Origin of the sequence: Streptomyces sp. NPDC089919 (genome assembly GCF_040684615.1) — a bacterium.
Taxonomy (GTDB): domain Bacteria; phylum Actinomycetota; class Actinomycetes; order Streptomycetales; family Streptomycetaceae; genus Streptomyces.
This window is the reverse complement of sequence record NZ_JBFBGK010000112.1, coordinates 1-26,138: the sequence shown is the minus strand read 5'-3', so window position 1 is coordinate 26,138 and position 26,138 is coordinate 1. Positions and strand designations below refer to the sequence as shown.

The following is a 26,138-nucleotide window of genomic DNA, read 5'->3' as shown; positions in this document are numbered from 1 at the left end:
GACCGACCCCTGCACCGTCCAACAGGGCGCTGCCGGTGTCCTGGCCGTCCTGACCAGGTACTTCGAGCACACCGGCGACCCGCGCCTGCCGCGCCCCGGCCCGCCGCGTGCTCGGCCGCCGGGTCCGCTACATCCTCGGCTCGGAGCCCGGGCAGGTGAACGGCATGCGATGGCGTCCGTACGCTGCGCCCCGCGTGGAAGTCGCCCTTCCGCTCCGCTAGGCCCGCCCGGACCCCGGGACCCGGCCGGCCGGCCCCGTGCCGGTCCGTGCCCGGCCCCGCCGTCCCCCGGACCCGCGCGAGCCCCGGGCACCCCGCCGCCGTCGCAGCGTCCGCCGCGGCCCCCACGGGCCCGGCCGTCCGCCCGTACCCGGGTCACCGCCGCGCGCGGTGCACCCGTACCCGCGGGCCGCCGGACCGCTCCCGTGCGGCCGCCCGGACCTGTGCCCGGCGCAGACCTCCCACGCGACCCGGCCGGCGCCGCGCACCGCGGGTGCGCGCCCGCCGGGGGCCCGGCGCATACGGTGACAGACACCCACCGCATCCGAGAGGTACCGGCATGTCCAGCGAGTTCTTCATCCCCGACCACCAGGGTCAGGTCCCCAACTCCGAGGGGTACTTCGGCGAGTTCGGCGGCAAGTTCATCCCCGAGGCGCTGGTCGCCGCGGTCGACGAGGTCGCCGTCGAGTACGAGAAGGCCAAGGGCGACCCGGCCTTCGCGGCCGAGCTCAACGACCTGATGGTCAACTACACCGGCCGCCCCAGCGCGCTCACCGAGGTGCCCCGGTTCGCCGAGCACGCCGGCGGCGCGCGGATCTTCCTCAAGCGCGAGGACCTGAACCACACCGGCTCGCACAAGATCAACAACGTGCTGGGCCAGGCGCTCCTCACCAAGCGCATGGGCAAGACCCGCGTGATCGCCGAGACCGGAGCCGGCCAGCACGGCGTGGCCACCGCCACCGCCTGCGCGCTCTTCGGCCTCGAATGCGTCATCTACATGGGTGAGATCGACACCCAGCGCCAGGCCCTCAACGTCGCCCGGATGCGGATGCTCGGCGCCGAGGTCATCGCCGTGAAGTCCGGCTCGCGCACCCTCAAGGACGCCATCAACGAGGCCTTCCGCGACTGGGTGGCCAACGTCGACCGCACCCACTACCTCTTCGGCACGGTCGCCGGCCCGCACCCCTTCCCCGCCATGGTCCGCGACTTCCACCGGGTCATCGGGGTCGAGGCGCGCCGCCAGATCCTCGAGCGGGCCGGCCGGCTGCCGGACGCCGTCGCGGCCTGCGTCGGCGGCGGCTCCAACGCCATCGGCCTCTTCCACGCCTTCATCCCGGACACCGACGTCCGCCTGGTCGGCTTCGAGCCGGCCGGCCACGGCGTGGAGACCGGGGAGCACGCGGCCACCCTGACCGCCGGCGAGCCCGGCATCCTGCACGGCTCCCGCAGCTACGTCCTCCAGGACGAGGAGGGCCAGATCACCGAGCCCTACTCGATCTCCGCCGGCCTGGACTACCCCGGCATCGGCCCCGAGCACGCCTACCTCAAGGACGTCGGCCGCGGCGAGTACCGGGCCGTCACCGACGACGCGGCCATGCAGGCCCTGCGGCTGCTCTCGCGCACCGAGGGCATCATCCCCGCCATCGAGTCCGCACACGCCCTCGCGGGCGCCCTGGACCTCGGCAAGGAGCTCGGCAAGGACGGCCTGCTCGTGGTCAACCTGTCCGGCCGGGGCGACAAGGACATGGACACCGCCGCCCGCTACTTCGGGCTGTACGACGACGCCGCCAAGGGCGCCGAGGGGGAGAGCAAGTGAGTGCCACCGAGCAGAGCGGCCGCATCGAGCTGCTGAGCGCCACGCTCGCCAAGGCCAAGTCCGAGGACCGGGCCGCCCTGATCGCCTACCTCCCGGCCGGCTTCCCGACCGTGGACGGCGGCATCGAGGCCGTCAAGGCCGTCCTCGCGGGCGGCGCCGACGTGGTCGAGATCGGCCTGCCGCACAGCGACCCGGTCCTGGACGGCCCGGTGATCCAGACCGCCGACGACATCGCCCTGCGCGGCGGCGTGAAGATCGCCGACGTGATGCGCACGGTCCGCGAGGTGCACGCCGCCACCGGCGCGCCGGTCCTGGTCATGACGTACTGGAACCCCATCGACCGCTACGGCGTCGAGCGGTTCACCGAGGAGCTGGCCGCGGCCGGCGGCGCCGGCTGCATCCTGCCCGACCTGCCGGTCCAGGAGTCCGCCCTGTGGCGCGAGCACGCCGACAAGCGCGGTCTGGCCACCGTCTTCGTCGTCGCGCCCAGCAGCAAGGACGAGCGGCTGGCCACCATCACCGCGGCCGGCAGCGGCTTCGTCTACGCCGCCTCGCTGATGGGCGTCACCGGCACCCGCGCCTCGGTCGGCGCGCAGGCCGAGGAGCTGGTGGCCCGGACCCGCGCCACCACCGACCTCCCGGTCTGCGTGGGCCTGGGCGTCTCCAACGCCGAGCAGGCCAAGGAGGTCGCCGCCTTCGCCGACGGCGTGATCGTCGGCTCGGCCTTCGTCAAGCTGATGCTCGACGCGCCGGACGAGGCCGCCGGCCTGACGGCGGTCCGGGAACTGGCCGGTGAGCTGGCCGCCGGCGTCCGCCGCGGCTGAGCGCACCCCGCGGACGCCTTAGTCCGTACGAGTGGAAAAGGGACCGGGGAGGCACGCCAGTGCCTCCCCGGTTCGTTTCGCTGGACGTGAGTGAGAACAGCCAGAACTCTGAAGCGAAACGATCGGCCAGGGAGCGCCTCGCGCAGGAGCGCGAGCGGACCAAGGCCAAGGAGAAGCGCCGCCGGACACTGATCGTGGCCTCGGCGGTCGTCGGCGTACTCGGCCTGGCCGCCGTGGTCGGCCTGATCGCGGCCAATGCCGGCAAGGACGGCGGCAAGGCCACCGCCGGCCCGGTCGTCGCCCCCTCGGGAGCGATCGGCAAGGACGCGCTGGCCATCCGGGTCGGCCAGGAATCCGCCAAGTCCAAGCTTGTGGTCTGGGAGGACTTCCGCTGCCCGGCCTGCAAGGCCTTCGAGGACGGCTACCGCACCACCATCCACGAGCTGGAGGCCAAGGGCCAGCTCCAGGTCGAGTACCACCTGGTCACCCTGATCGACGGCAACATGGGCGGCAGCGGCTCCCTGAAGTCCGCCAACGCCGCCGCCTGCGCCCAGGACGCCGGCCACTTCCCGGCCTACCACGACGTCCTCTTCGAGAACCAGCCCCCCGAGGTCGACGACGCCTACGGGAAGAACGAGAAGCTGCTGGAGCTCGCGGCCAAGGTGCCGGGGCTGGACTCCGCCGCCTTCCGCGGCTGCGTGACCGACGGCGCGCACAACGCGTGGGTCAAGAAGTCCTACGACGCCTTCAAGGCCGGGAACTTCCGCGGCACGCCCACGGTCCAGCTGAACGGCAAGGACATCTTCTCCGACCAGGCCGATCCGCTGACCCCGCAGAAGCTGAAGGCCAAGGTCGAGGCGGCGGCCAAGGGCTGAGGCCGGTCCGGGGCACCGCCCCGGGCCGCTCCGCGCCGGCGCTCCCCGGTGCCCGAAATGACCGGGGGCGGGCGGTGTGACGCGATGTAGGCGTGGGGCGGGCGGGGCGGATTTGCCATGACCTTGCCGGACGGGGTTGTGGTCCCCACGGTCCGGCAAGGTAGCGTCGGACCTGCCATGGACCTTGCTTACATCCCCAGCCCGTCGACCGGCGTGATCCATCTCGGACCGATCCCGCTGCGCGGCTACGCGTTCTGCATCATCATCGGCGTCTTCGTCGCCGTCTGGCTCGGCAACAAGCGGTGGATCGCCCGCGGCGGCAAGCCCGGCACCGTCGCCGACATCGCCGTCTGGGCCGTGCCCTTCGGACTGGTCGGCGGCCGGCTGTACCACGTGATCACCGACTACCAGCTGTACTTCGGCGAGGGTGAGAACTGGGTCGACGCCTTCAAGATCTGGCAGGGCGGCCTCGGCATCTGGGGCGCGATCGCCCTCGGCGCGGTCGGCGCCTGGATCGGCTGCCGCCGGCGCGGCATCCCGCTGCCGGCCTGGGCCGACGCGCTGGCCCCGGGCATCGCCCTGGCCCAGGCGTGCGGGCGCTGGGGCAACTGGTTCAACCAGGAGCTGTACGGCAAGCCCACCGACCTGCCCTGGGCGCTGAAGATCAGCGAGGGCCCGAACCGGGTCGCGGGCACCTACCACCCGACCTTCCTCTACGAGTCGCTGTGGTGCATCGGCGTCGCGCTCCTGGTCATCTGGGCGGACCGCCGCTTCAAGCTGGGCCACGGGCGGGCCTTCGCGCTGTACGTCGCGGCGTACTGCGCGGGGCGCGGCTGGATCGAGTACATGCGGGTGGACGAGGCGCACCACGTGCTGGGCCTGCGGCTGAACGTCTGGACGGCGATCGTCGTCTTCGTCCTGGCGGTCGTCTACCTGGTCCTGTCGGCGCGGCTGCGGCCGGGGCGGGAGTCGGTGGTCGAGCCGGGGTCTGAGCCTGGGCCGTCTGACAAGGACGCGGCCGCTGATGCCGCCCCTGAGGCCGAGGCGAAGCCGGAGGCTCCGGCCGCCGATGCCGATGCCGATGCCGATGCGGAGGCCGATGCCGATGCGGAGGCCGACGCCGAGGCTCCGACCTCCGGGGCGGACGCCAAGGTGACCACCCCGGAGCCGAAGAAGCTCTGAGCCCTCCCGGCTCCCCCGCAGGCCCGCCCGAGTGGCGGGCCTGCGGCGTTCCCGCCCCCTGCCGCTGCGCGGAGCCGATCCCCTCCCCGCCCCTTCCCGAAACCGGTGGGCAGCTGCCCCCGGATCCCCCGCACCACCGCTGCGCGGCGGTCGCCTCAATCGCCGGCGGGGCTGGAATTCGCTGCGCGAATCCAGCCCGCGCGGCGTTTGAGCGCACCGGCGCGCAGCGTCGGTACGGGGTCCGGGGCTTGCCCCGGTTTCGGGAAGGGGCGGGGAGGGGACTGGCTCCGCGCAGCGGCCCCCACAGCAGCCCCCGGTCCCGGCTCTGGCTTCGGCCACGGGACCTGGCTGGGGCGGGCCCAGGGCGGCCAGGGCGGCCGGCCCCGGGGCGGGCTTCGTCAGGGGAGGGGGGAGAGGGTGCGGCGGGCGAGGGCGACGACGGCGGGGTCGACCATGCGGCCGTCGGGGAGGGCTACGGCGCCGCCGCCGTCGGCGGCGAGGACGGCCTGCGCGGCCGTGATCTCCGAGGCCGTCGGGAGGTACGCCGCCGCGATCACCGGCAACTGCCGTGGATGGATGGCGGCCCGCCCCAGGAACCCCAGCGCCCGCCCCCGCGCACAGGACGCCGCCAGCCCCGCCAGGTCCCGTACGTCCGGGTAGACCGACTGCACCGGCGCCGGCAGGCCGGCCGCCCGGGCGGCCACCACCACCCGCGACCGCGCCCAGTCCAGCCCCTCCTCCGCCGTGACGCCGAGGTCGGCCCGCAGGTCCGCCTCGCCCAGCGCCAGCCCCCGCACCGCCGGGTGCGCCCGCGCGATCGCGTAGGCCTGCTCGACCCCGAGCGCCGACTCCAGCAGCGGGTACACCCCCGCGCCGGCGCTCCGTTCCGCCACCGCCGCGACCTGCTCCGGCCCGGTGACCTTCGGCAGCCGGACCGCCGTCGGCCCGCCGGCCGCCGCCAGCGCCGCCAGGTCCGCCGCCAGCCAGGGGGAGCCGGGGGCGTTCACCCGTACGTGCAGCGGCACCGGCGGCCGGTCCGACAGCAGCTCGGCCACCACCGCCCGGGCCCGCTCCTTGCCCTCCGGCGCCACCGCGTCCTCGAGGTCGACGATCACCACGTCCGCCCCCGACTCCAGCGCCTTCGTCACCCGCTCCGGCCGGTCCCCGGGTACGTACAGCCAGGTCAGCGCCGGGCCGGCGGCCGGCCGGGTCACAGCGCGCCCGCCGTGCGCAGCCCGTCGATCTCCTCGGCGGACAGCCCCAGCTCGGCGAGGACCGCCTCCGTGTCGGCGCCGTGCGGCCGGCCCGCCCACCGGATCCCGCCCGGGGTCTCGGAGAGGCGGAAGAGGACGTTCTGCATCCGCAGCGGACCGAGTTCGGGATCCGCCACCTCGGTGACCGTGTCCAGCGCGGCGTACTGCGGATCGGCCAGCACGTCCCGCACGTCGTTCACCGGGGCCACCGCCGCCTGCGCCTCCTCGAAGGCCGCCACCACCTCCTCGGCCTTGCGCCGGGCGATCCAGCCGCCGACCGCCTCGTCGAGTTCGTCGGCGTGCCGGGCCCGGCCGGTCCCCGAGCCGAACCACTCCCGGTCGATCAGGTCCGGCCGCCCCACCAGCCGCATCACCCGTTCGGCGATGGACTGCGCGGAGGTGGACACCGCCAGCCAGCGCCCGTCGGCGGTGCGGTAGGTGTTGCGGGGGGCGTTGTTGGTGGAGCGGTTGCCGGTCCGCGGCTGCACGTACCCGAGCTGGTCGTACCAGAGGGGGTGCGGCCCCAGCACCGTCAGGATGGGCTCGATGATCGCCAGGTCCACCACCTGGCCGCGGCCCGTCCGGTCGCGCGCGGCCAGCGCGGTCATCACGGCGTACGCGGTGCAGAGCGCGGCGATCGAGTCGGCCAGGCCGAACGGCGGCAGGGTCGGGGGGCCCTCGGGCTCGCCGGTGATCGCCGCCAGGCCGCTCATGGCCTCGGCCAGGGTGCCGAAGCCGGGGCGGCCGGCGTAGGGGCCGAACTGCCCGAAGCCGGTCACCCGGGTCAGCACCAGGCGCGGGTTCGCGGCGCTCAGCTCCGCCCAGCCCAGGCCCCACTTCTCCAGGGTGCCGGGGCGGAAGTTCTCGATCAGGACGTCCGCGCCGGCCGCCAGCCGCAGCAGGACCTCCCGGCCGCCGGGGGTGGACAGGTCGAGGGTCATGGTCCGCTTGTTGCGGCCCAGCAGCTTCCACCACAGGCCGATGCCGTCCTTCGACGGGCCGTGGCCCCGGGAGGGGTCGGGCCGCCGCGGATGCTCGACCTTGATCACCTCGGCGCCGAAGTCGCCGAGCATGGTGGCCGCCAGCGGCCCGGCGAAGAGGGTGGCCAGGTCCAGGACCCGCAGGCCGGCCAGCGGCGGGGCGGCGGGAGCGGTGCTCTCATTCATGGTCGGTGCTCCGAAGGGTGATCGCGGTTTCCGTGGCCAGAGCGGTGATCTCGTCCCGGAGCGGCATCGACGCCGAGGCGCCCGGCCGCTGCACCGACAGTGCCGCCGCCGCCGAGGCCCACCCCAGCGCCTCACGGACCGGCCGGCCCTCGCCCAGCGCCACCGCCAGCGCGCCCACGAAGGTGTCACCCGCGGCCGTCGTGTCCACCGCCCGCACCCGCGGCGCCGCCACCGCCACCGGCGCCGCCCCGCGCGCCCCGTACAGGCACCCGGCCGCGCCCAGCGTGATCACCACCTCCGGCACCCGCGCCAGCAGCGCCGCCATCGCCTCCCGCGGGTCCGGGCAGCCGGTCAGCGCCGCCGCCTCGTGTTCGTTGGGCACCAACAGGTCCGTGGCGGCCAGCAGTTCGGCCGGCAGCGGCTGGGCCGGAGCCGGTGTGAGGACCGTCCGCACCCCGTGGGCCCGGGCCGCCAGGGCCCCCGCCAGCACCCCCGCCATCGGCAGCTCCAGCTGGAGCAGCAGCGCCCCGGCCGCCGCGATCCGGGCCTCGTCACCCGCCTCCAGAGCGGTGACCGTGGCGTTGGCGCCCGGGACCACCACGATCGCGTTGCCGCCCTCGTCGTCCACGACGATGTGCGCGGTACCGCTGGCGCCCTCCGCGGTGCGCAGCCCGGTGGTGTCCACCCCGGCCCCGGCGAGCGCGGCCCGCAGCCGGACCCCGAACTCGTCGGCGCCCACCGCGCCGATCATCGTCACCGCCCCGCCGGCCCGGGCCGCGGCCACGGCCTGGTTGGCGCCCTTCCCGCCGGGCACCGTACGGAACTCCCGTCCGGTGACGGTCTCGCCCAGCCGGGGCGCCTTGGCCACGTACGCGACCAGGTCCATGTTCGTGCTCCCCAGGACCGCGACGGCCGGCCGGGGCGGAAGGGGTGCGGGGGTCGAGGGGTTCACGGGCGCAGTGCCTCCTGTGCGGTGAGATGGGCCAGGGCGTCGAAGCCGATGCCGTCGAAGCCGGGGACGCTGGTGGCCAGCCGGTTGGCCAGCGGAGCGGTCCAGCGGGCCGGCAGCCGGTCGGGGGAGCCGGCCAGCAGTCCGGCCAGGGAGCCGGCGGTGGCGCCGTTGGAGTCGGTGTCCCAGCCGCCCGAGACGGCCCGGCACACCGATCCGCCGAAGTCGCCGTCGGCGTGGGTGAGCGCGGCGGCCAGCAGGGCGGTGTTGGGCAGGACGTGCACCCAGTGGTACTGCCCGTACCGCTGGTGCAGTACGTCCACCACCGCCTCGAAGTCCTCGTGCCGGGCGGCCGTGTCGATCCCGTGCCGGACCGCGGCGGCCAGTCGGGAGCGGGGCGGCACGTGCGCGAGGCCGGTGCGCAGCGCGGTGTGCACGTCGGTCCCGCCGGCGGCCGCCCCGGCGAGCGCGGCGGCGACGAACACCGCGCCGTAGACGCCGTTGCCGGTGTGCGTGAGCACGGCGTCCCGGTAGGCCTGCGAGGCCGCGCGGGCCGGGTCGCCCGGGTTGGTCCAGCCGTGCAGGTCGGCCCGGATCAGGGCGCCGATCCACTCGCGGAAGGGGTTGTGGTGGCTGGCGGTGTGCGGCGGCTCCAGGCCGAGCAGCAGGTTCCGGTAGGCCACTCGCTCGGCGGTGAAGGTCCGGCCGGCCGGCAGCTCGTCCAGCCAGACGCGGGCCACGTCGGCGGTACGGAAGTCCCGGCCGTGCCGCTGGAGCAGCAGGAGGTTCAGCAGCGGGTAGTTGAGGTCGTCGTCCTCGGGCATGCCGTCGATGTTCTCGGCGAGCGAGGTGGCGGCGGACCGGCGGTTCCAGGGGTACGCGGCGAGTGTGGCGGCGGGCACCCCGCGGGCGGTGAACCAGCCGTCCAGCGGCCAGTTGCCGGCTGCCCGGGCCAGCTCCCGGATCCCCGCCAGCGGCAGCTTCTCCACCGGCTTGCCGAGCAGGCAGCCGGCGGCCCGCCCCAGCCAGGCCGCCTCCAGCCGGGCCGTCAGCGCCGTGTGGTCGCCGGCGGGGCGGGCGGCGGCGGGTCCCGGGCGGGCCCCGTCCGGGGCGGCCGCCCCGACGGACGGTCCCGGTCCGACGGCCGACCGAGGGCCCGTGCCCGGTCCGGTCGGCCGGTCCGTGGCCTCGAGCCAGGCGGCGGGTTCGTGACGGCCCAACGGCGAAGGCAGGGCGGCCAGTTCGTCCAGCAGCCGGACCGCCAGGACCCGCAGGCCGGGGTCGGCCGGGGGGTCCGAGGAGCCCGCCCGCTCGGGCGCGGTCCGGCCCCCGGCGGCCAGCCACTCCCGCCGGATCGGGCCCGCGTCCCGGCCGTCCTCGGTCGCCTGCCGCAGCTCGTGGCCGACCAGGTCCTCCGGCTGTACCCAGGTGACCCGCAGCAGCCGGTCGGCGGCGGGTTCCCGCACGGCCGGCGGCGGCCCGGGGTGCCCGGTGGCCGCGCTCATCCGGCGGCCGTCAGGGCCGCGAAGGCCGACTCGTGGGCCCGGCGGCGGGCCCGGTCCAGGTCGAAGACCTCCCGGGCGACCTCCGCGAGGGCGGCGGCGGGGGCGTGCAGGTCGAGCCTGCTGGCCCGGGCGACCTCCGCCGACCAGGCCGCCGGTACCGCCGCGGAGCCGCCGAGGGCCCCGGCGACCGCGCCCGCCATGGTGGCGATCGAATCGCAGTCCCGGCCGTAGTTCACCGCGCCCAGCACCGCCTGTTCGTAGTCCCCGCCGGCCACCACCAGCATGCCCAGCGCGATCGGCAGCTCCTCGATCGCGTGCAGCCGCGAGGGCCGCCGGGCGCCCAGCGAGGGGGCCCGGTAGTCCGGCCCGACCGAGTCGTACGGGGCCACCGCCGCCCGTAGCGGACCGAGGGCCGGCTCGAACTCCCGGTACCGGGCGGCCGTTTCGCACACCGCCTCGATCGCCGGCCGGGTGCCGTCCTTGGCCAGCGCGAGCGCCGCGTCGACGACCGAGGAGACCGTCGCCCCCGGCGCGCAGGCGGCCGCCACCGCCGCGGCGAAGACGCCCGCCGCCTCCCGCCCGTACGAGGACTGGTGCGGGGCGGCGATGTCCAGCGCCTCCGCGTAAGCCCCCGCCGGATGCGCCGCGTTGACCACGCCCACCGGCGCCATGTACATCGCCGCACCGCAGTTGACGATGTTCCCCGAGCCGGCCTCGCGCGGGTCGACGTGCCCGTAGTGCACCCGCGCCACCAGCCACTTCTCGGCCAGGAAGATCCGCTGGAGGGGCAGCGCCTCGGCCTCCAGCTCCGGGATCCAGCGGGGGTTCGACAGCAGGTCGGGGACCAGGTGAGCGGCCACCGCGTACGCGTCGAGGTGGTCGCGCACCCGCTCGTAGACCCGTACCAGCGCATGGGTCATCAAGGTGTCGTCGGTGACGTGCCCGTCGCCCTTGTGGTACGGGGCGATGGGGCGGGCGGTGCGCCAGTCCTCGTACCAGGGGCCGACGATGCCGCGCACCCGGCCGCCGTGCCGCTCGGCGATCTGCTCGGGGGTCCAGCCCTCGACCGGCCCGCCCAGGGCGTCGCCGACGGCCGCGCCGACCAGGCAGCCGGCGGTGCGGTCGGCGAGCGACAGCGGGGCGGCCGGTCCGGAATCCGAGGTGTGCTCCTTGTGCGACGTGTGCGTGGTCATGTGGGGAATCATCCCTTGGGTGAGGTCAGTTCGGTGCGACCGAGCAGCCCGGCGAGTTCCACCAGGTCGGTACCGGCCAGCCGGGGCAGTGCGCAGCCCGACAGGGTCCGGCAGGCCTCGCGCCAGGAGGCGGGGAGGCTCGCGCCGCCGCCGAGGGCGCCGGTGAGCGCCCCGGCCAGGGCGGGGGCGGAGTCCGCGACGCGGGAGAGGCAGGCGGCGGCCGGCACCGCCTCGCCGACCCGGCCGCGGGCGGCGGTCGCCAGGGCCAGGGCGACCGGCACGGTCTCGGCGGCGGCGATGCCGTAGCTGTAGACGTGGTCGACGATCTCGTGCTCGAGGGCGGGCACCAGCCCGAAGGCCCCGCCGCCGCGGGCGCCGTCGGCGCTGCGGGCGAGGGCGAGGGCGTGCCGGGCGTTGCGCCCGATCTCGGTGGCCGCGGGGAGTTGGTCGAGGGCGGCGTCCACGGCCGCGTCGACCGGCCGGCCGCCGAGCGCCGCCGCGACCGCCGCGGCCATCGCCCGGGCGCCGTGCACCCCGTCCCCGTCCTGGGTGTAGCGGGCGTCGAACTCGGCCAGGTCCGCGGCCGCTTCGGGGTCGCCGGGGTGCACCACCGCCAGGACGCAGGCCCGCACGCAGGCCGCGTCGTCGAAGTAGTGCGGGTTGTCGTGCCCGGTGGCGGGCGGCCGCAGCCCGGCGGCCAGGTTCCCGAGCCCGGCCCGTACGGAGATCCGGGCGCGCAGCGGCAGGACGGCGGACTCCACCTCCGGGGCCCGCTCGGCGGCCGCGGCGACCTCGCTGGCCAGGGCGTTCCAGGCCAGGTCGATGGCGGCGCGCATCCGGCGGGACCGGGACAGGTCGCTGAGCAGCGCCCCGGCCGCGGTCAGCACCGACTCGGCCGCGAACGCGGCCCACTCGGCGTCGTCGGAGGGGCCGAGCCGGAGCGGCTCGGGGGGCTGGTTGAGCGCGATGGGCACGGGCAGGGTGGTGGTGGCGTTCTGCTCGGCGAAGGTGTCGAGCTCGCGGGTCAGCCGCCGGGTCCACTGCGGCATCCGGCTGGCCCGGTGCCGGGCCGCGGGCCAGCCGGCCGCGTCCCCGGCCGCCAGGCCGAGCAGCAGCCCCTCGATCCGCCCGCCGCGCTCGTCCGCCGCGGCCGCGCCCGCCCCGACGGGGGCGGGGCCCGCCGCCGGGGCCGCCGGCCCCCGGCCGGGCGCCACCGCCGGGAGCCGGACCCCGCCGTCCGGCACGAGGACGACCGCGGCGTGCGGGGCCGGGGCGGGGGCGGCCGGGCCGCCCGTGGCGGGGGAGGCCGGACCGGCGGCGGCCGGGGCCGGGGTGCCGGTCGGGGGCGGGGGCTCGTACGGGCTCATCGGGAGGGCTCGCATTCGGGGGTGAGGAGGTCGGCGATGTCCAGGACGTGGTAGCCGCGCATGGAGGGCAGGCAGCTGCCGCGGACCGGGCCGATGGCCGAGGACCAGGGGGCGGGGATGGCGGCGGCGCCGGACAGGGCCCCGGCGAGGGCGCCCGCCACCGCCGCCGTGGTGTCCGCGTCGCGGCCCATGTTGACCGCGGTCAGCACCGAGTCGGAGAAGTCCCCGCCGGCCGCGGCGAAGGCGCCGAAGGCCAGTCCCACCGCCTCGGGGGCCAGGTCGGTCCAGGGGTAGCCGCCGATCACCACCGCCGAGCGCACCGCCCGCTCCCCGCGGGGCGCGGCCGTGACGGCCCGGCGCAGCGAGCGCGCCGTCCAGGAGTCGGACGGGATCACCGACAGGGCGGCCGAGACCACCGACGCGGGGGAGCCGCCGGCCATCGCCGCGGCCACCCCGGCGGCCACCGCCTGGCCGCCGTAGATGCCCTCGCCGTCGTGGCTGACCGTGCCGTCGATGGCCACCAGCCGGGCGGCCTCGGCCGGCCGGCCGGCGGCGAAGACGCCGAACGGCGCGGCCCGCATGGCCAGCCCGTCCGACCAGGCGTGCCGGTGCTGCGCGGAGATCGGCGCCGCCAGCCCCCGCCGCAGGTTCTCCAGGGTGCCGCGCTCGGAGAAGCCCGCGCCCCGGAACGGCCCTTCGTCCAGGTCCGCGATCCAGTGGTGCCAGGCGCGTTCCACGTGCGCCACGGTCAGCGCCGAGCCGTGCCGCGCCAGCAGCAGCCCCGAGAAGATGGCGTACTCGGTGTCGTCGGTGCCCGCCGGGTCGTCCGAGACGAACCCCTCGATCCGGCCCCAACGCGCCCGGATCTCCGAGGGCTTCATGTTCTCCGCGGGCGCCCCGAGCGCGTCGCCGACGGCCAGGCCCAGCAGAGCGCCCCGGGCCCGTTCCAGCAGGACCTGCGGATTGCATGCGATCTGCGTCATGGCGAGCCTTCCCACGAGGGGGACCGGTTGGTGAGTCCCATGGGGGATTTGTGCCATGCGCCGCCCTGTCAGACGCGTCGCGAAACACCCCCGTCACCCGGTCGCCGACCGCCTGCCCGAAGCCGGGCAGCGGCCCCCCGCGGAGCACAAAACCCCAGGTAAGTACGGCCTTCCTTGCTGGCGGGCGAGGAAATTCGTGCGTAGTTTCGAGGTGTTGAGGGGGAGCGGACGGCCGGCGGCCGGACCGCTTTCGGGCCATGCACGCGCGCCGCGGGCGAACGCAGGTGAGCGCAGGTGAGTACGTAAGAGGGGATCAGCTCATGTCCATCATCGACACCGAAGCACCACTGCACCAGGCGCACCGCGACAACCACACGCACCGCGATGTGAACGGCGGCTGGCTGCGTCCCGCGGTCTTCGGCGCCATGGACGGCCTGGTCTCCAACCTCGCCCTGATGACCGGTGTCGCGGGCGGCGCGGTGGCCCCGGCCACCATCGTCATCACGGGCCTGGCCGGCCTGGCCGCCGGTGCCTTCTCGATGGCGGCCGGCGAGTACACCTCCGTCGCCTCGCAGCGCGAGCTGGTGCTGGCCGAACTGGACGTGGAGCGGCGCCAGTTGCACAAGCACCCGATCGACGAGATGGAGGAGCTGGCCGAGCTCTACGTCTCGCGCGGGGTGGAGCCCGCGCTGGCCCGCGAGGTGGCCATGCAGCTGTCCCGGGACCCGGAGCAGGCGCTGGAGATCCACGCCCGCGAGGAGCTGGGCATCGACCCGGGCGACCTGCCCTCGCCGATGGTCGCCGCGGTCTCGTCCTTCGGCTCCTTCGCGCTGGGCGCCCTGCTGCCGCTGCTGCCGTACCTGCTGGGGGCGACCTCGCTGTGGCCCGCCGTGCTGGTGGCCCTGCTCGGCCTCTTCGCCTGCGGTGCGGTGGTCGCCCGGGTCACCGCCCGGACCTGGTGGTACAGCGGCCTGCGCCAGCTGGTGCTGGGCGGCGCCGCGGCCGGTGTGACGTACGTCCTGGGCAGTCTGATCGGCGGGGCCGTAGGGTAACCCCCGCGCGGGTGAGACACTATGCATCGCGCAACATGAGTATTCCATTACCCGGCGGTTTCGGACCTGTCACGGCCGGGCATGACACGGAGGCCCCCCTGGCTCATGCTGGAGGGGCCCGTGGGCAATGAAGCCCACCCGTGTCGGGACCTCCGACCCGTGGCCGCAAGGGCCTTTCCCCCCTCGTCCACGCCGCACAGGTCCCCACTTTTCTGCCTCGTGCAGTGTCCGCATGCTGGAATGCGATATCCGGTTCCCGGGATTGCCGTCATCATGTAACCTGCACGAAATTTCGCAGAGGGCCAACGTCGTCCCTCGGCACTTGCAAATGCCACGACGACGACGGGAGAGCCGATGCGTTCCGCATCCACGCACTCCGCGACCGGCCCGAGCACCACCGCCTGGTCGCCCATGGACGGTCGCCCCGCCCAGCAGGGCATGTACGACCCGCGCAACGAGAAGGACGCCTGCGGCGTCGGCTTCGTGGCGAACCTCACCGGCGAGGTCAGCCACACCCTCGTCGAGCAGGCGCTGACCGTACTGCGGAACCTCGAGCACCGCGGGGCCACCGGCTCCGAGCCCGACTCCGGCGACGGCGCGGGCATCCTCTCCCAGGTCCCGGACGCCTTCCTCCGCGAGGTCGCCGGATTCGACCTCCCCGAGGCCGGCGGCTACGCCGTCGGCATCGCCTTCCTCCCCGCCGACGACTCCGCACAGGCCGTCGCGCGCATCGAGGAGATCGCCGCCGAGGAGGACCTGACGGTCCTGGGCTGGCGCGAGGTCCCGGTCACCCCCGACCTGCTCGGCAACGGCGCCCGCGCCACCATGCCGGCCTTCTCGCAGCTCTTCGTGTCCAACGGGACGACCGGCCTGGAGCTGGACCGCAAGGCGTTCGTGCTGCGCAAGCGCGCCGAGCGCGAGGCGGGCGTCTACTTCCCGTCGCTGTCCGCCCGCACCATCGTCTACAAGGGCATGCTGACCACCGGCCAGCTCGAGCCCTTCTTCCCGGACCTGTCGGACCGCCGCTTCGCCTCCGCGATCGCGCTCGTCCACTCCCGGTTCTCCACCAACACCTTCCCCAGCTGGCCGCTGGCCCACCCGTACCGCTTCGTCGCCCACAACGGCGAGATCAACACGGTCAAGGGCAACCGCAACTGGATGAAGGCCCGCGAGTCCCAGCTCGCCTCCGAGCTCTTCGGCTCCGACAAGCTGGAGCGGATCTTCCCGATCTGCACCCCGGACGCCTCCGACTCGGCCTCCTTCGACGAGGTCCTGGAGCTGCTGCACCTCGGCGGCCGTTCGCTGCCGCACAGCGTGCTGATGATGATCCCCGAGGCGTGGGAGAACCACACCTCGATGGACCCGGCCCGCAAGGCCTTCTACCAGTACCACTCCACCCTGATGGAGCCCTGGGACGGCCCGGCCTGCGTCACCTTCACCGACGGCACCCAGGTCGGCGCGGTCCTCGACCGCAACGGCCTGCGCCCCGGCCGCTACTGGGTCACCGACGACGGCCTCGTCGTGCTCGGCTCCGAGGTCGGCGTGCTCGACATCGACCCGGCCAAGGTCGTCCGCAAGGGCCGCCTGCAGCCCGGCAGGATGTTCCTCGTCGACACCGCCGAGAAGCGGATCATCGAGGACGACGAGATCAAGAACGCGCTCGCCGCGGAGCAGCCGTACGCCGACTGGCTCGAGGGCGGCGAGATCGAGCTCGAGGACCTCCCCGAGCGCGAGCACATCGTCCACACCCACGCCTCGGTCACCCGCCGCCAGCAGACCTTCGGCTACACCGAGGAAGAGCTCAAGGTCATCCTCGCGCCGATGGCCCGCACCGGCGGCGAGCCGCTGGGCTCCATGGGCACCGACTCGCCGATCGCGGCCCTCTCCGAGCGCCCGCGGCTGCTGTTCGACTACTTCACGCAGCTCTTCGCGCAGGTCACCAACCCGCCGCTGGACGCCATCCGCGAGGAGCTCGTCACCTCGCTGCGCTCCCACATCGGCCCCCAGGCCAACCTGCTCGAGCCGACCGCCGCGTCCTGCCGCAACATCATGCTGCCGTTCCCGGTGATCGACAACGACGAGCTGGCCAAGCTCATCCACATCAACGCCGACGGCGACATGCCGGGCCTGAAGGCCGTCACGCTCTCCGGTCTCTACCGGGTCAGCGGCGGCGGCGAGGCCCTGGCCGCCCGCATCGAGGCCATCCGCGCCGAGGCCGACGCGGCGATCGAGGGCGGCGCCCGCCTGATCGTCCTGTCCGACCGGCACTCCGACGCCGAGCACGCGCCGATCCCGTCGCTGCTCCTCACCGCGGCCGTGCACCACCACCTCATCGCCACCAAGCAGCGCACCCAGGTGGGCCTGCTGGTCGAGGCCGGCGACGTCCGCGAGGTGCACCACGTCGCGCTGCTCATCGGCTACGGCGCCGCGGCCGTCAACCCGTACCTGGCCATGGAGTCCGTCGAGGACCTGCTGCGGGCCGGCACCTTCCTCGAGGGCATCGAGCCCGAGCAGGCCATCCGCAACCTGATCTACGCCCTGGGCAAGGGCGTCCTGAAGGTCATGTCCAAGATGGGCATCTCGACCGTCGCCTCCTACCGCGGCGCCCAGGTCTTCGAGGCCGTCGGCCTGGACGAGGCCTTCGTCGAGACCTACTTCAACGGCACCGCCACCAAGATCGGCGGCGCGGGCCTGGAGGTCGTCGCCAAGGAGGTGGCCGCCCGCCACGCCAAGGCGTACCCGGCCTCCGGCATCGCCCCGGCGCACCGCGCGCTGGAGATCGGCGGCGAGTACCAGTGGCGCCGCGAGGGCGAGCCGCACCTGTTCGACCCGGAGACGGTCTTCCGCCTCCAGCACGCCACCCGCAACCGCCGGTACGACATCTTCAAGAAGTACACGGACCGGGTGAACGAGCAGTCCGAGCGCCTGATGACGCTCCGCGGCCTCTTCAGCTTCGCCTCCGACCGCCCCGCCATCCCGGTGGACGAGGTCGAGCCGGTCTCCGAGATCGTCAAGCGCTTCTCCACCGGCGCCATGTCGTACGGCTCCATCTCCAAGGAGGCGCACGAGACCCTCGCCATCGCCATGAACCAGTTGGGCGGCAAGTCCAACACCGGTGAGGGCGGCGAGGACCCGGACCGCCTGTACGACCCGGCGCGCCGCTCGTCCATCAAGCAGGTCGCCTCCGGCCGCTTCGGCGTCACCAGCGAGTACCTGGTCAACGCGGACGACATCCAGATCAAGATGGCGCAGGGCGCCAAGCCCGGCGAGGGCGGCCAGCTGCCCGGCCACAAGGTGTACCCCTGGGTCGCCAAGACCCGGCACTCCACCCCGGGCGTGGGCCTGATCTCCCCGCCGCCGCACCACGACATCTACTCCATCGAGGACCTGGCTCAGCTGATCCACGACCTCAAGAACGCCAACCCGGTCGCCCGCATCCACGTGAAGCTGGTCTCCGAGGTCGGCGTGGGCACGGTCGCCGCCGGTGTCTCCAAGGCGCACGCGGACGTGGTCCTGATCTCCGGCCACGACGGCGGAACCGGCGCCTCCCCGCTCACCTCGCTCAAGCACGCGGGCGGCCCCTGGGAGCTCGGCCTGGCCGAGACCCAGCAGACCCTGCTGCTCAACGGCCTGCGCGACCGCATCGTCGTGCAGACCGACGGCCAGCTCAAGACCGGCCGCGACGTGGTCATCGCCGCGCTGCTGGGCGCCGAGGAGTTCGGTTTCGCGACCGCGCCGCTCGTCGTCTCCGGCTGCGTCATGATGCGGGTCTGCCACCTGGACACCTGCCCGGTCGGCATCGCCACCCAGAACCCGGTCCTGCGCGACCGCTTCTCGGGCAAGCCCGAGTTCGTCGTCAACTTCTTCGAGTTCATCGCCGAAGAGGTCCGGGAGCTGCTGGCCGAGCTCGGTTTCCGCACGCTCGAGGAGGCCGTCGGCCACGCCGAGCTGCTGGACACCACCGAGGCCGTCAGCCACTGGAAGGCCCAGGGCCTGGACCTGGCGCCGCTGTTCCACGTGCCCGAGCTGCCCGAGGGCGCGGTCCGCCACGCCCTCATCGCCCAGGACCACGGCCTGGAGAAGGCCCTGGACAACGAGCTGATCCACCTGGCCGCGGACGCGCTGAACGCCGAGACCGCCGAGGCGGCCCGGCCGGTGCGCGCCCAGGTCGCGATCCGCAACATCAACCGCACGGTCGGCACCATGCTCGGCCACCGGGTGACCAAGCAGTTCGGCGGCGCCGGTCTGCCGACCGACACCATCGACCTGACCTTCACCGGTTCGGCCGGCCAGTCCTTCGGCGCCTTCGTCCCCAGCGGCGTGACCCTGCGGCTGGAGGGCGACGCCAACGACTACGTCGGCAAGGGCCTCTCCGGCGGCCGGATCGTGGTCCGCCCGGACCGCGGCGCCGAGCACCTGGCCGAGTACTCGGTCATCGCGGGCAACACCATCGGCTACGGCGCGACCGGCGGCGAGATGTTCCTGCGCGGCCGCACCGGCGAGCGCTTCTGCGTCCGCAACTCCGGTGCGCTGGTGGTCTCCGAGGGCGTGGGCGACCACGGCTGCGAGTACATGACCGGCGGCACGGCGGTCGTCCTCGGCGAGACCGGGCGCAACTTCGCGGCCGGCATGTCGGGCGGCGTCGCGTACGTCATCGACCTCGACCGGGACAACGTCAACGTCGGCAACCTCGACGCGGTCGAGGTCCCGTCCGCCGAGGACCGGCAGTGGCTGCACGACGTGGTGCGCCGCCACGAGGAGGAGACCGGCTCGACGGTGGCCGCCAGGCTCCTCGCCGACTGGGACGCCGCGGCGGCCCGGTTCAGCAAGATCATCCCGACCACGTACAAGGCAGTGCTCGCCGCCAAGGACGCCGCTGAGCGGGCCGGACTCTCCGAGTCCGAGACCACCGAGAAGATGATGGAGGCGGCGACCCATGGCTGACCCGAAGGGCTTCCTCACCACCCCGCGCGAGACCGCCTGCTCCCGTCCGGTCGCCGAGCGGCTCACGGACTGGAACGAGGTCTACGTCCCCGGCTCCCTGCTGCCGATCATCAGCAAGCAGGCCGGCCGCTGCATGGACTGCGGCATCCCGTTCTGCCACAACGGCTGCCCGCTGGGGAACCTCATCCCCGAGTGGAACGACTACGCCTACCGCGAGGACTGGTCGGCGGCGTCGGAGCGGCTGCACGCCACGAACAACTTCCCGGAGTTCACCGGCCGCCTGTGCCCGGCTCCGTGCGAGTCGGCGTGCGTGCTCGGCATCAACCAGCCGGCCGTCACCATCAAGAACGTCGAGGTCTCGATCATCGACAAGGCGTGGGACAACGGGGACGTCACCCCGCAGGCCCCCGAGCGCCTGTCGGGCAAGACCGTCGCCGTCATCGGCTCGGGCCCGGCCGGTCTGGCCGCCGCCCAGCAGCTGACCCGGGCCGGCCACACCGTGGTCGTGTACGAGCGCGCCGACCGCATCGGCGGCCTGCTGCGGTACGGCATCCCCGAGTTCAAGATGGAGAAGGTGCACATCAACCGCCGCATCGAGCAGATGCGCGCGGAGGGCACCAAGTTCCGCACCGGCGTCGAGGTCGGCCGCGACATCTCCGCCACGGACCTGCGCAAGCGGTTCGACGGCGTGGTCATCGCCGCCGGCGCGACGGTCTCCCGCGACCTGCCGGTCCCGGGCCGCGAGCTGAACGGCATCCACTTCGCGATGGAGTACCTGCCGCTGGCCAACAAGGTGCAGGAGGGCGACTTCGTGGCGCCCCCGATCACCGCCGAGGGCAAGCACGTGGTCGTCATCGGCGGCGGCGACACCGGCGCGGACTGCGTGGGCACCGCCCACCGCCAGGGCGCGGCCTCGGTCACGCAGCTGGAGATCATGCCGAAGCCGGGCGAGGACCGGAACGCCAACCAGCCGTGGCCGACCTTCCCGATGCTGTACAAGGTCACCTCCGCGCACGAGGAGGGCGGCGAGCGGGTCTACTCCGTCTCCACCACCCACTTCGAGGGCGACGAGGACGGCAACGTCCAGGCGCTGCACCTGGTCGAGGTGGAGTTCGTCGAGGGCAAGCTGGTCCAGAAGCCGGGCACCGAGCGGTCGATCCCGGCCCAGCTGGTCACCCTGGCCATGGGCTTCACCGGCACGGACCAGGCCAACGGCCTGGTGCAGCAGTTCGGTCTGGAGCTGGACGAGCGCGGGAACATCGCCCGCGACGCGTCGTACGCGACCAACGTGGACGGCGTGTACGTCGCCGGCGACGCGGGCCGCGGCCAGTCCCTGATCGTCTGGGCCATCGCCGAGGGCCGCTCCGCCGCCCGCGGCGTGGACCGCTTCCTGACCGGCACCAGCACCCTCCCCTACCCGGTCAAGCCGACGGACCGAGCCCTGACCGTCTGACCTGATCCAAGCCCCGGGCCCCGGCCCGGGGCCCGCAATACCCGCAGTACCGGCCTCCTCCCGGGGTCACCCCTCATACGGTCCGTACAACGGAGTACGGCACTCGACACAGCGCCCGCACCGGCACCATTTCCGGACGCCGGTCTCACACCGCTCGGCCGCAGGCGGCCTCCCGGGCTTCGCCCGGCTGCGCCGGCCTCCGGCCGTCGGTGGCGCTTGAGGTTCCCGTAGTACCGGCCCTCCCGGGGTCACCCCTCATACGGTCCGTACAACGGAGTACGGCACTCGACACAGCGCCCGCACCGGCACCATTTCCGGACGCCGGTCTCGCACCGCTCGGCCGCAGGCGGCCTCCCGGGCTTCGCCCGGCTGCGCCGGCCTCCGGCCGTCGGCGGGCGGTCCCGTAGTACCCGTAGTACCGGCCCTCTCCCGGGGCCACCCCTCATGCGGTCCGTACAACGGAGTACGGCACTCGACACAGCGCCCGCACCGTCCCCGACCGGACGACCTGCGGGCGCTGTGGCGCGTCGGGGGGTGGCTACTCGGGGGCGAACTCGTACTGGAGCTCGTAGAGGTGGCCCGCCTTGACCATGACGGTGACCTCGACCGGGCGGTCCGCCGCGTCGTAGACCGTGCGGAGCGTGCGCAGGACCGGCAGGTCGCCGGAGAGCCGCAGGGCGGCGTACTGCTCCTGCGTCGCGATCCGGGCCGATACGCGGTCCACGCTCAGACGGGGCGAGTGGCCGAGTTCCCCGAGGAGCGTCGGGGTGCCGCCCTTGATCTTGCGGGCCTCGGCGAGCGGCGTGCCCTCCGCCAGGTCCAGCGGATAGTAAGAACTGACCAGTTCGGACGGCTCGCCGTCCACGTCGATCAGCTGGCGGCGCAGCATGGCGGTGGCACCCTCCGAGATCGCCAGGGCCGCCGCGATGTCTCCCGAGACCTCGGCGGGCCCCACCGAGAGCAGCCTGCTCCGGGCGGCACGGCCCTGTCCGGCCGCTTCCCGGAGCCATGGGAATCCGCCGCCCGATGATGCGGCCGTCAGTGACCCGGCCGGGCGCACGGTCCGCTGGCGGTTCTCCCGTACCGTCACCGACGCGCCCGCGCGGCCCACGACGAGCCCTTCCTCTTTGAGGAGGAGCAGAGCCTTCTGGATCGTCGCGTTCGAGGCGTCGAACCGGGCCTTCAGCCGGGCTGTGGAGGGCAGCTTCGCGCCGGGCGGGAGCGTGCCGCTCATGATCTCCTCGCGGAGGTCCGCCGCGATGCGGGCGTGCAGCGCTCTGGTGTCGGGTGTCCCGGGGTCGGTGGCCAAGCGCTTCATCCCATCCTGATCTCGTAGCGCAGCTGTTGGCGGGAGGCGGGCATGAGCATCAGGTCCGCCTGGAGGGGGCGGTCGGCGGCGTCGTAGGTGACGCGGGTGATGCGCAGGACCGGTTCGGCGGGGCCGAGGGCGAGGCGGTCGTGCTCTTCCTCGGTGGGCATCCGGGCGGTGACCTGTTCGGACGCGCGGACGCCGAGGTGGCCGAGGGCGGCGAGGAAGGTGACCGCGCCGCCGCGGATCTTCGCCGTGCCGGCCAGCGGGGTGCCGGCGGCGATGGCGTACGGGTAGTAGGTGTCGGTCAGTTCGCACGGCACGCCGTCGAGGTCGATCAGCCGGCGACGGACCACCACCGTCTCACCTTCGGCCAGCCCCAACAGCGCGGCGACCTCGCCGGACGCCGTCGCCTCGCCCGCCGAGACGATCCGCTGCCCGCCCCGCCGCCCCCGAGCCGCCGCCTCCTCGCTCCAGGCGTCCCCCTGTCCGCCCGTACGAGGCACCAGGTACGGCATCGACGCACTGGTCCATCGGTCCTCGGCCATGGGTCCCTCCCGCAACGGTCCTCGTGGACCCACCACGGTATGCGACGGCGTGCCGGTGGAGAGGCGTCAGGGCAACCTTGCTGCCTTTCGCGAAAAGCGCTACGGTCTGTGCTGACCCTGAGGCCCAGAGTGAACGGTGGTGGGGTGGCCATGTCGATCGTCCGGCAGCAGCGCTTCGCGCGTGCTCGCGTATCGGTGCGCGCGGCTCGTCAGTTCGTGGGGGACACGCTCACGTGCTGGGGGGTGCGGGGGCGGTGGGACGAGATGCGGCTCTGCGCTTCGGAGCTGGCCGCCAATGCGGTTCTGCACGGCGCTCCGCCTGGGCGGGACTTCTGTGTGCGGTTGGTGCGCGAGCCGGGGCGTGTGCTGATCGAGGTGCGTGACACTGGGCCCGGGCTGCCCGTCATCCAGTGCGTTTCATCCGAGGCGGCGGCGGGGCGCGGGCTGTGGTTGGTGCGAGAAGTGGCTGATGACTTCGGCGTGCTGGACGAGCCGGTCGGCAAGACGGCCTGGGTGGCATTCGTCGAGTAGTCGGCGGCCGGTGAAGGCTACCCGGGAGTATTGACTATTAGTCAATTCGGGCTCAGGCTCCTGGGGATGGCATCCGGTGCGTTCCAGGGCGTGGGAGGTCGGTTGTGAGTGGGGACGGGTTCGAGCTGTTGGTGCGGGGGTTGAAGGGGGAGCCGCCCGGGTCGTTCGCCGGGTTGGGTGACGGGGAGTTGGGGCGGTTGGCGGCCGCCCTGGAGGGGGAGCGGCGGCGGCGGGCCGCGGGGCTCGGGGAGGCCGCCGAGGAGGCGCTGAAGCTGGTGCCGGCGCTCGCCCGGGGCCCCGTCCGCAAGATCCTCTTCCGGTGAAGGGCCGGTGACCGCCGTGGACGCGCTCAGGAACCGCGCCGAGGCCGACAAGCTCGCCCGGCTGCTCGGCGCCGAGGCCCCCGCCCTGGACTTCCTCGCGGCCCTGCCCGCCGAGGACGTCCGCCGCTTCCGCGAACAGGCCTCCGCCGCGCTGCACGACGGCGCGCCCGAGATGCTGGACCGGATCGCCGCGGCCACCAAGCTGGTGCCCGCCGGGGTGGCCGCCGCGATCAGCCAGAAGGCCCTCGGCCCCGAACTGGCCGCCGCCGTGGCCGGCCGGCTGGACCCGCCCCGGGCCGCCGACATCATCGACAAGCTGCCGGTCGCCTTCACGGCCGCCTCCTGCGCCCACCTCGACCCGCGCAGGATCCCCGGGATCGTGGACCGGCTCGACGAGGACCTGGTCGTGCGGATCGCCGTCGGCCTGGCCGAGGCCGGGGACCACGTCACCATGGGCCGCTTCGTGGCCCACCTCGCGGACGGGGCGCTGGGCCGGATCCTCGGCCAGGTCGACGACCCGACCGTGCTGCGCACCGGCTACTACATCGACCAACCCGAACGGCTGGGCCGGATCGTGGAGCTGATGGGCGACGCCCGGCTGGCCTCGGTGGTACGGGCCGCCGGCGCGGACGGGCTGTGGCCCGAGGCGCTGGCGGTGGCGGGGATGGTCACCGGCGGACAGCGCACCCGGATCGCCGAGTTGACCGCCCGGCTCCCGGCGGCGGAACTGGACGGGCTGGTCGCGGCCGTCCACGAGCAGGGCCTGTGGGAGTCGCTGCTGCCGCTGGTCGCCCTGCTGGGGGAGGCGGACCGGCGCGCGGTGGCCGCACTGGGCTCGCTGGCCGATCCCGGGGTGCTGCGCGGGGTGGTCCGGGCGGTGGTGGCCACCGGTCTGTGGGCGGAGTTCCTGCCGCTGGTGGAGGCCCTGCCGCGACCCTCCCGGCAGGTGGTCGCGGACGCCGCCGGGGCGCTGCCGGAGGCCGACCTCGACGCGCTGGCGCGTGAGGTCGACCGGCGGGACCTGTGGGAGCTCGTGCTCCCGCTGGTCGAGCTGATGGACGAGACCGGCAAGGAGCGGATCTTCGCCCTCCCCGCCTTCCGGGAGCAGGCGGCGGAGTAGCGCCGCGGCGCCGCCCGCCCTCCGAGCGGCGCCCCGCCCCGTACCTCCGTACCCCCGGACCGGGAGGAGTCAGCCCTCCCGGTCCGGGGTCCCGGGGGCGACGGCGGCCCGGTCGGGTAGCCGGGCCGCCCCGGTGGTCCCCGCCCCGCCCGCTCGCCGCCCGTCGGCGACCCGTCCCGGCCTGGCCCGGAGCCCTGTCCCGCCCGGCCAGGAGCCCGCGTCCCGGCCTGGCCGGGAGCCCCCGTCCCCGCCCCCCGACCACCCGCCGGCATACGTCGGCAACCGGCATAAGCCGACACGCCGACCCCACCCCCCGTATAGGTCGGTCAATGACATATGGTGGTCGCATGACTGACCGTGCCATGCAGGAGCCGACCCTGCTCCTCCTCACCGCGCTCGCGGACGAGCCGCGCCACGGCTACGCGATCGCGCGTGAGGTGGAGGCGATCTCGGGCGGCCGGGTGAAGATGCGGACCGGGACGCTGTACGGGGCGCTGGAGCGCCTGTTGCAGCAGGGGCTGATCGAGGTCCACAGCGAGGAGGTCGTCGACAGCAGGCTGCGGCGCACCTACACGCTGACCACCCCCGGCCGCACCGCCCTGGCCGCCGAGGCCGAGCGGATCGCGGCCACCGCCCGCGAGGCCACCCGCCGCCTGCGGACCGCCGGAGCCACCGGCAAGGCGGCCACCACGTGAACCCCGTCCTGCTGCACCTGTACCCGGCCGGCTTCCGCCGCGCCTTCGGCGAGGAGATAGCCGAGGCCTACCGGGAGGCGACCGAGGGCGCGAGCCCCCGGGACCGCCTCCGCGAGGCCTGGGACGTCGTCGCCCACGCGCTCCGGCTCCGGCTCGGGGTCGGATCCGCCCACCCGGGCGGGCGGCTCTTCGCCAGTACCGCCCCGTTCGCGCTGGCCGCCACCGCCGGATACGCCGCCTTCAACCTGATCTGCACCGTCGGCGACTGGTACGTCATGCGCAGCGCGCCCGATGCCGTCGGCACCACGGCTCCGCTCACGACCCTGATGAACGCCGGCTACCTGCTGACCCTCATCGGCGCGGTGGTGGCGCTCGCCGGGCGCCACGTCCCGGGCGTGCTCTGCGCGGTCGCCGGGACGGCGGTCACCGCGGTCAGCTTCCTCTTCCCGGTCTGGCGCATGGGGCCGGAACTGTTCTGGCAGACCTACGGCTTCCTGCTCGCACCGGTCCTGATCGCCGCCCTCCCGCTGGCCTGCCCGCCGGACCTGAGGCCCGCCCGCCGGGTGCGCAGCACCGCGGGCGTGTTCGCGGTGGCGGTCTGGGCCGTCCTGCTCGTCGCGGCCATGGTCGTGATCGACCCCCTGGGCATCAGCCTCGTCGTGCCCTGGCGGCTGGGCGTCCCGCTCGCCGCCGCACTCGTCCTCGCGGGCCGCCCGGCTTTCGCGGGGATCACCAGCCCCGGCCGGACCGCCTTCGCCGCCGTCCCGACGCTGGTCATCCTGTACTTCTCCGGCTGGGTGAGTACCGAGAAGATGCTCACCGCCGTCGGCGCGGTCGTCGTGACCATGGTGGCCCTGCGCATCCACGGCAGACGCGGCAGCGGCTCCGACACCGCGAACCCGGCCTGACCGCGGGGGTCCGCCCCCGCCCCCTCCCATGCCCCCCGCCACCGGGCCCCGCCCGGTGGGCGGCCGCGGCATGCCCGCGTCCGCCGTCCCCGCCGGCGGTCCCCCGCGACCGGCCGCCCGGCCCCCCGAGGTCCCCTGTCCCC

The 26,138-nt window shown here is 74.4% G+C and carries 21 protein-coding genes; 12 read left to right on the top strand and 9 right to left on the bottom strand.

Annotated elements, in window-relative coordinates; all coding sequences use genetic code 11:
* Positions 1-558 precede the first annotated feature (558 nt).
* The 4 genes from trpB (at position 559) to lgt (ending at position 4,696) form a co-directional block, all read left to right on the top strand.
* On the top strand, positions 559-1,815 hold the full coding sequence (gene trpB / locus AB0O40_RS31765; protein ID WP_365048837.1) for a tryptophan synthase subunit beta: 1,257 nt from the start codon (positions 559-561) through the stop codon (positions 1,813-1,815).
* Positions 1,812-2,639, top strand: a complete 828-nt coding sequence (trpA, locus tag AB0O40_RS31760) for a tryptophan synthase subunit alpha (RefSeq protein ID WP_365048836.1) — start codon at positions 1,812-1,814, stop codon at positions 2,637-2,639. Before trpB ends, trpA begins: the two co-directional genes overlap by 4 nt.
* A gap of 86 nt (positions 2,640-2,725) precedes the next feature.
* Positions 2,726-3,514: a thioredoxin domain-containing protein gene (locus AB0O40_RS31755; protein ID WP_365048834.1), complete on the top strand. Its 789-nt coding sequence runs from the start codon at positions 2,726-2,728 to the stop codon at positions 3,512-3,514.
* A 177-nt stretch (positions 3,515-3,691) separates the two neighbouring features.
* Complete coding sequence (gene lgt / locus AB0O40_RS31750) at positions 3,692-4,696, top strand: prolipoprotein diacylglyceryl transferase (protein ID WP_365048832.1); 1,005 nt, start codon at positions 3,692-3,694, stop codon at positions 4,694-4,696.
* A gap of 398 nt (positions 4,697-5,094) precedes the next feature.
* On the opposite strand, the gene AB0O40_RS31745 is transcribed toward lgt, so the two are convergent.
* The 7 genes from AB0O40_RS31745 to AB0O40_RS31715 all read right to left on the bottom strand — a co-directional run bounded on the left by AB0O40_RS31745 (position 5,095) and on the right by AB0O40_RS31715 (position 13,112).
* The gene (locus AB0O40_RS31745) at positions 5,095-5,910 is read right to left on the bottom strand and encodes a CoA ester lyase (RefSeq protein ID WP_365048830.1); all 816 of its coding nucleotides are present in this window, start codon (positions 5,908-5,910) and stop codon (positions 5,095-5,097) included.
* A complete protein-coding gene (locus AB0O40_RS31740) occupies positions 5,907-7,115 on the bottom strand; it encodes a CoA transferase (protein ID WP_365048828.1) in 1,209 nt (402 codons plus the stop codon). Before AB0O40_RS31740 ends, AB0O40_RS31745 begins: the two co-directional genes overlap by 4 nt.
* Positions 7,108-8,001, bottom strand: coding sequence for a PfkB family carbohydrate kinase (locus AB0O40_RS31735; RefSeq protein ID WP_365048840.1), 894 nt, complete (start codon positions 7,999-8,001; stop codon positions 7,108-7,110). Before AB0O40_RS31735 ends, AB0O40_RS31740 begins: the two co-directional genes overlap by 8 nt.
* A gap of 62 nt (positions 8,002-8,063) precedes the next feature.
* Positions 8,064-9,569, bottom strand: coding sequence for an ADP-ribosylglycohydrolase family protein (locus AB0O40_RS31730; RefSeq protein WP_365048826.1), 1,506 nt, complete (start codon positions 9,567-9,569; stop codon positions 8,064-8,066).
* Complete coding sequence (locus tag AB0O40_RS31725; protein ID WP_365048824.1) at positions 9,566-10,762, bottom strand: ADP-ribosylglycohydrolase family protein; 1,197 nt, start codon at positions 10,760-10,762, stop codon at positions 9,566-9,568. The genes AB0O40_RS31730 and AB0O40_RS31725 overlap by 4 nt, the downstream gene beginning before the upstream one ends.
* 8 nt (positions 10,763-10,770) lie before the next feature.
* The gene (locus AB0O40_RS31720; protein WP_365048822.1) at positions 10,771-12,129 is read right to left on the bottom strand and encodes an ADP-ribosylglycohydrolase family protein; all 1,359 of its coding nucleotides are present in this window, start codon (positions 12,127-12,129) and stop codon (positions 10,771-10,773) included.
* Entirely contained in the window at positions 12,126-13,112 is a 987-nt protein-coding gene (locus AB0O40_RS31715; RefSeq protein ID WP_365048820.1) for an ADP-ribosylglycohydrolase family protein, read from the bottom strand. The genes AB0O40_RS31720 and AB0O40_RS31715 overlap by 4 nt, the downstream gene beginning before the upstream one ends.
* A gap of 320 nt (positions 13,113-13,432) precedes the next feature.
* Between AB0O40_RS31715 and AB0O40_RS31710 the strand changes: the two genes are divergently transcribed.
* The 3 genes from AB0O40_RS31710 to AB0O40_RS31700 all read left to right on the top strand — a co-directional run bounded on the left by AB0O40_RS31710 (position 13,433) and on the right by AB0O40_RS31700 (position 20,561).
* Positions 13,433-14,164, top strand: a complete 732-nt coding sequence (locus AB0O40_RS31710) for a VIT1/CCC1 transporter family protein (protein WP_365048818.1) — start codon at positions 13,433-13,435, stop codon at positions 14,162-14,164.
* 354 nt (positions 14,165-14,518) lie between these two features.
* Positions 14,519-19,108 (top strand): glutamate synthase large subunit, encoded by a 4,590-nt coding sequence (gene gltB, locus AB0O40_RS31705; protein WP_365048817.1) that lies wholly within the window; start codon positions 14,519-14,521, stop codon positions 19,106-19,108.
* Positions 19,101-20,561 carry a glutamate synthase subunit beta gene (locus AB0O40_RS31700; RefSeq protein WP_365048815.1) on the top strand — a complete coding sequence of 487 codons (1,461 nt, stop codon included), beginning with the start codon at positions 19,101-19,103 and terminating at the stop codon, positions 20,559-20,561. Before gltB ends, AB0O40_RS31700 begins: the two co-directional genes overlap by 8 nt.
* Positions 20,562-21,099: 538 nt before the next feature.
* On the opposite strand, the gene AB0O40_RS31695 is transcribed toward AB0O40_RS31700, so the two are convergent.
* Positions 21,100-21,879, bottom strand: a complete 780-nt coding sequence (locus AB0O40_RS31695) for a GntR family transcriptional regulator (RefSeq protein ID WP_365048813.1) — start codon at positions 21,877-21,879, stop codon at positions 21,100-21,102.
* Entirely contained in the window at positions 21,876-22,418 is a 543-nt protein-coding gene (locus tag AB0O40_RS31690) for a UTRA domain-containing protein (RefSeq protein ID WP_365048812.1), read from the bottom strand. The genes AB0O40_RS31695 and AB0O40_RS31690 overlap by 4 nt, the downstream gene beginning before the upstream one ends.
* A 150-nt stretch (positions 22,419-22,568) precedes the next feature.
* On the opposite strand from AB0O40_RS31690, the gene AB0O40_RS31685 reads away from it, so the two are divergent.
* The 5 genes from AB0O40_RS31685 to AB0O40_RS31665 all read left to right on the top strand — a co-directional run bounded on the left by AB0O40_RS31685 (position 22,569) and on the right by AB0O40_RS31665 (position 25,995).
* The gene (locus AB0O40_RS31685; RefSeq protein WP_365048838.1) at positions 22,569-22,949 is read left to right on the top strand and encodes an ATP-binding protein; all 381 of its coding nucleotides are present in this window, start codon (positions 22,569-22,571) and stop codon (positions 22,947-22,949) included.
* A gap of 104 nt (positions 22,950-23,053) precedes the next feature.
* The gene (locus AB0O40_RS31680; protein WP_365048811.1) at positions 23,054-23,272 is read left to right on the top strand and encodes a hypothetical protein; all 219 of its coding nucleotides are present in this window, start codon (positions 23,054-23,056) and stop codon (positions 23,270-23,272) included.
* 7 nt (positions 23,273-23,279) lie between these two features.
* Positions 23,280-24,392, top strand: coding sequence for a hypothetical protein (locus AB0O40_RS31675; RefSeq protein ID WP_365048810.1), 1,113 nt, complete (start codon positions 23,280-23,282; stop codon positions 24,390-24,392).
* 347 nt (positions 24,393-24,739) lie between these two features.
* Positions 24,740-25,087, top strand: coding sequence for a PadR family transcriptional regulator (locus tag AB0O40_RS31670; protein ID WP_365048809.1), 348 nt, complete (start codon positions 24,740-24,742; stop codon positions 25,085-25,087).
* Positions 25,084-25,995 carry a hypothetical protein gene (locus tag AB0O40_RS31665; protein WP_365048808.1) on the top strand — a complete coding sequence of 304 codons (912 nt, stop codon included), beginning with the start codon at positions 25,084-25,086 and terminating at the stop codon, positions 25,993-25,995. The genes AB0O40_RS31670 and AB0O40_RS31665 overlap by 4 nt, the downstream gene beginning before the upstream one ends.
* The last annotated feature ends 143 nt before the right edge of the window (positions 25,996-26,138 follow it).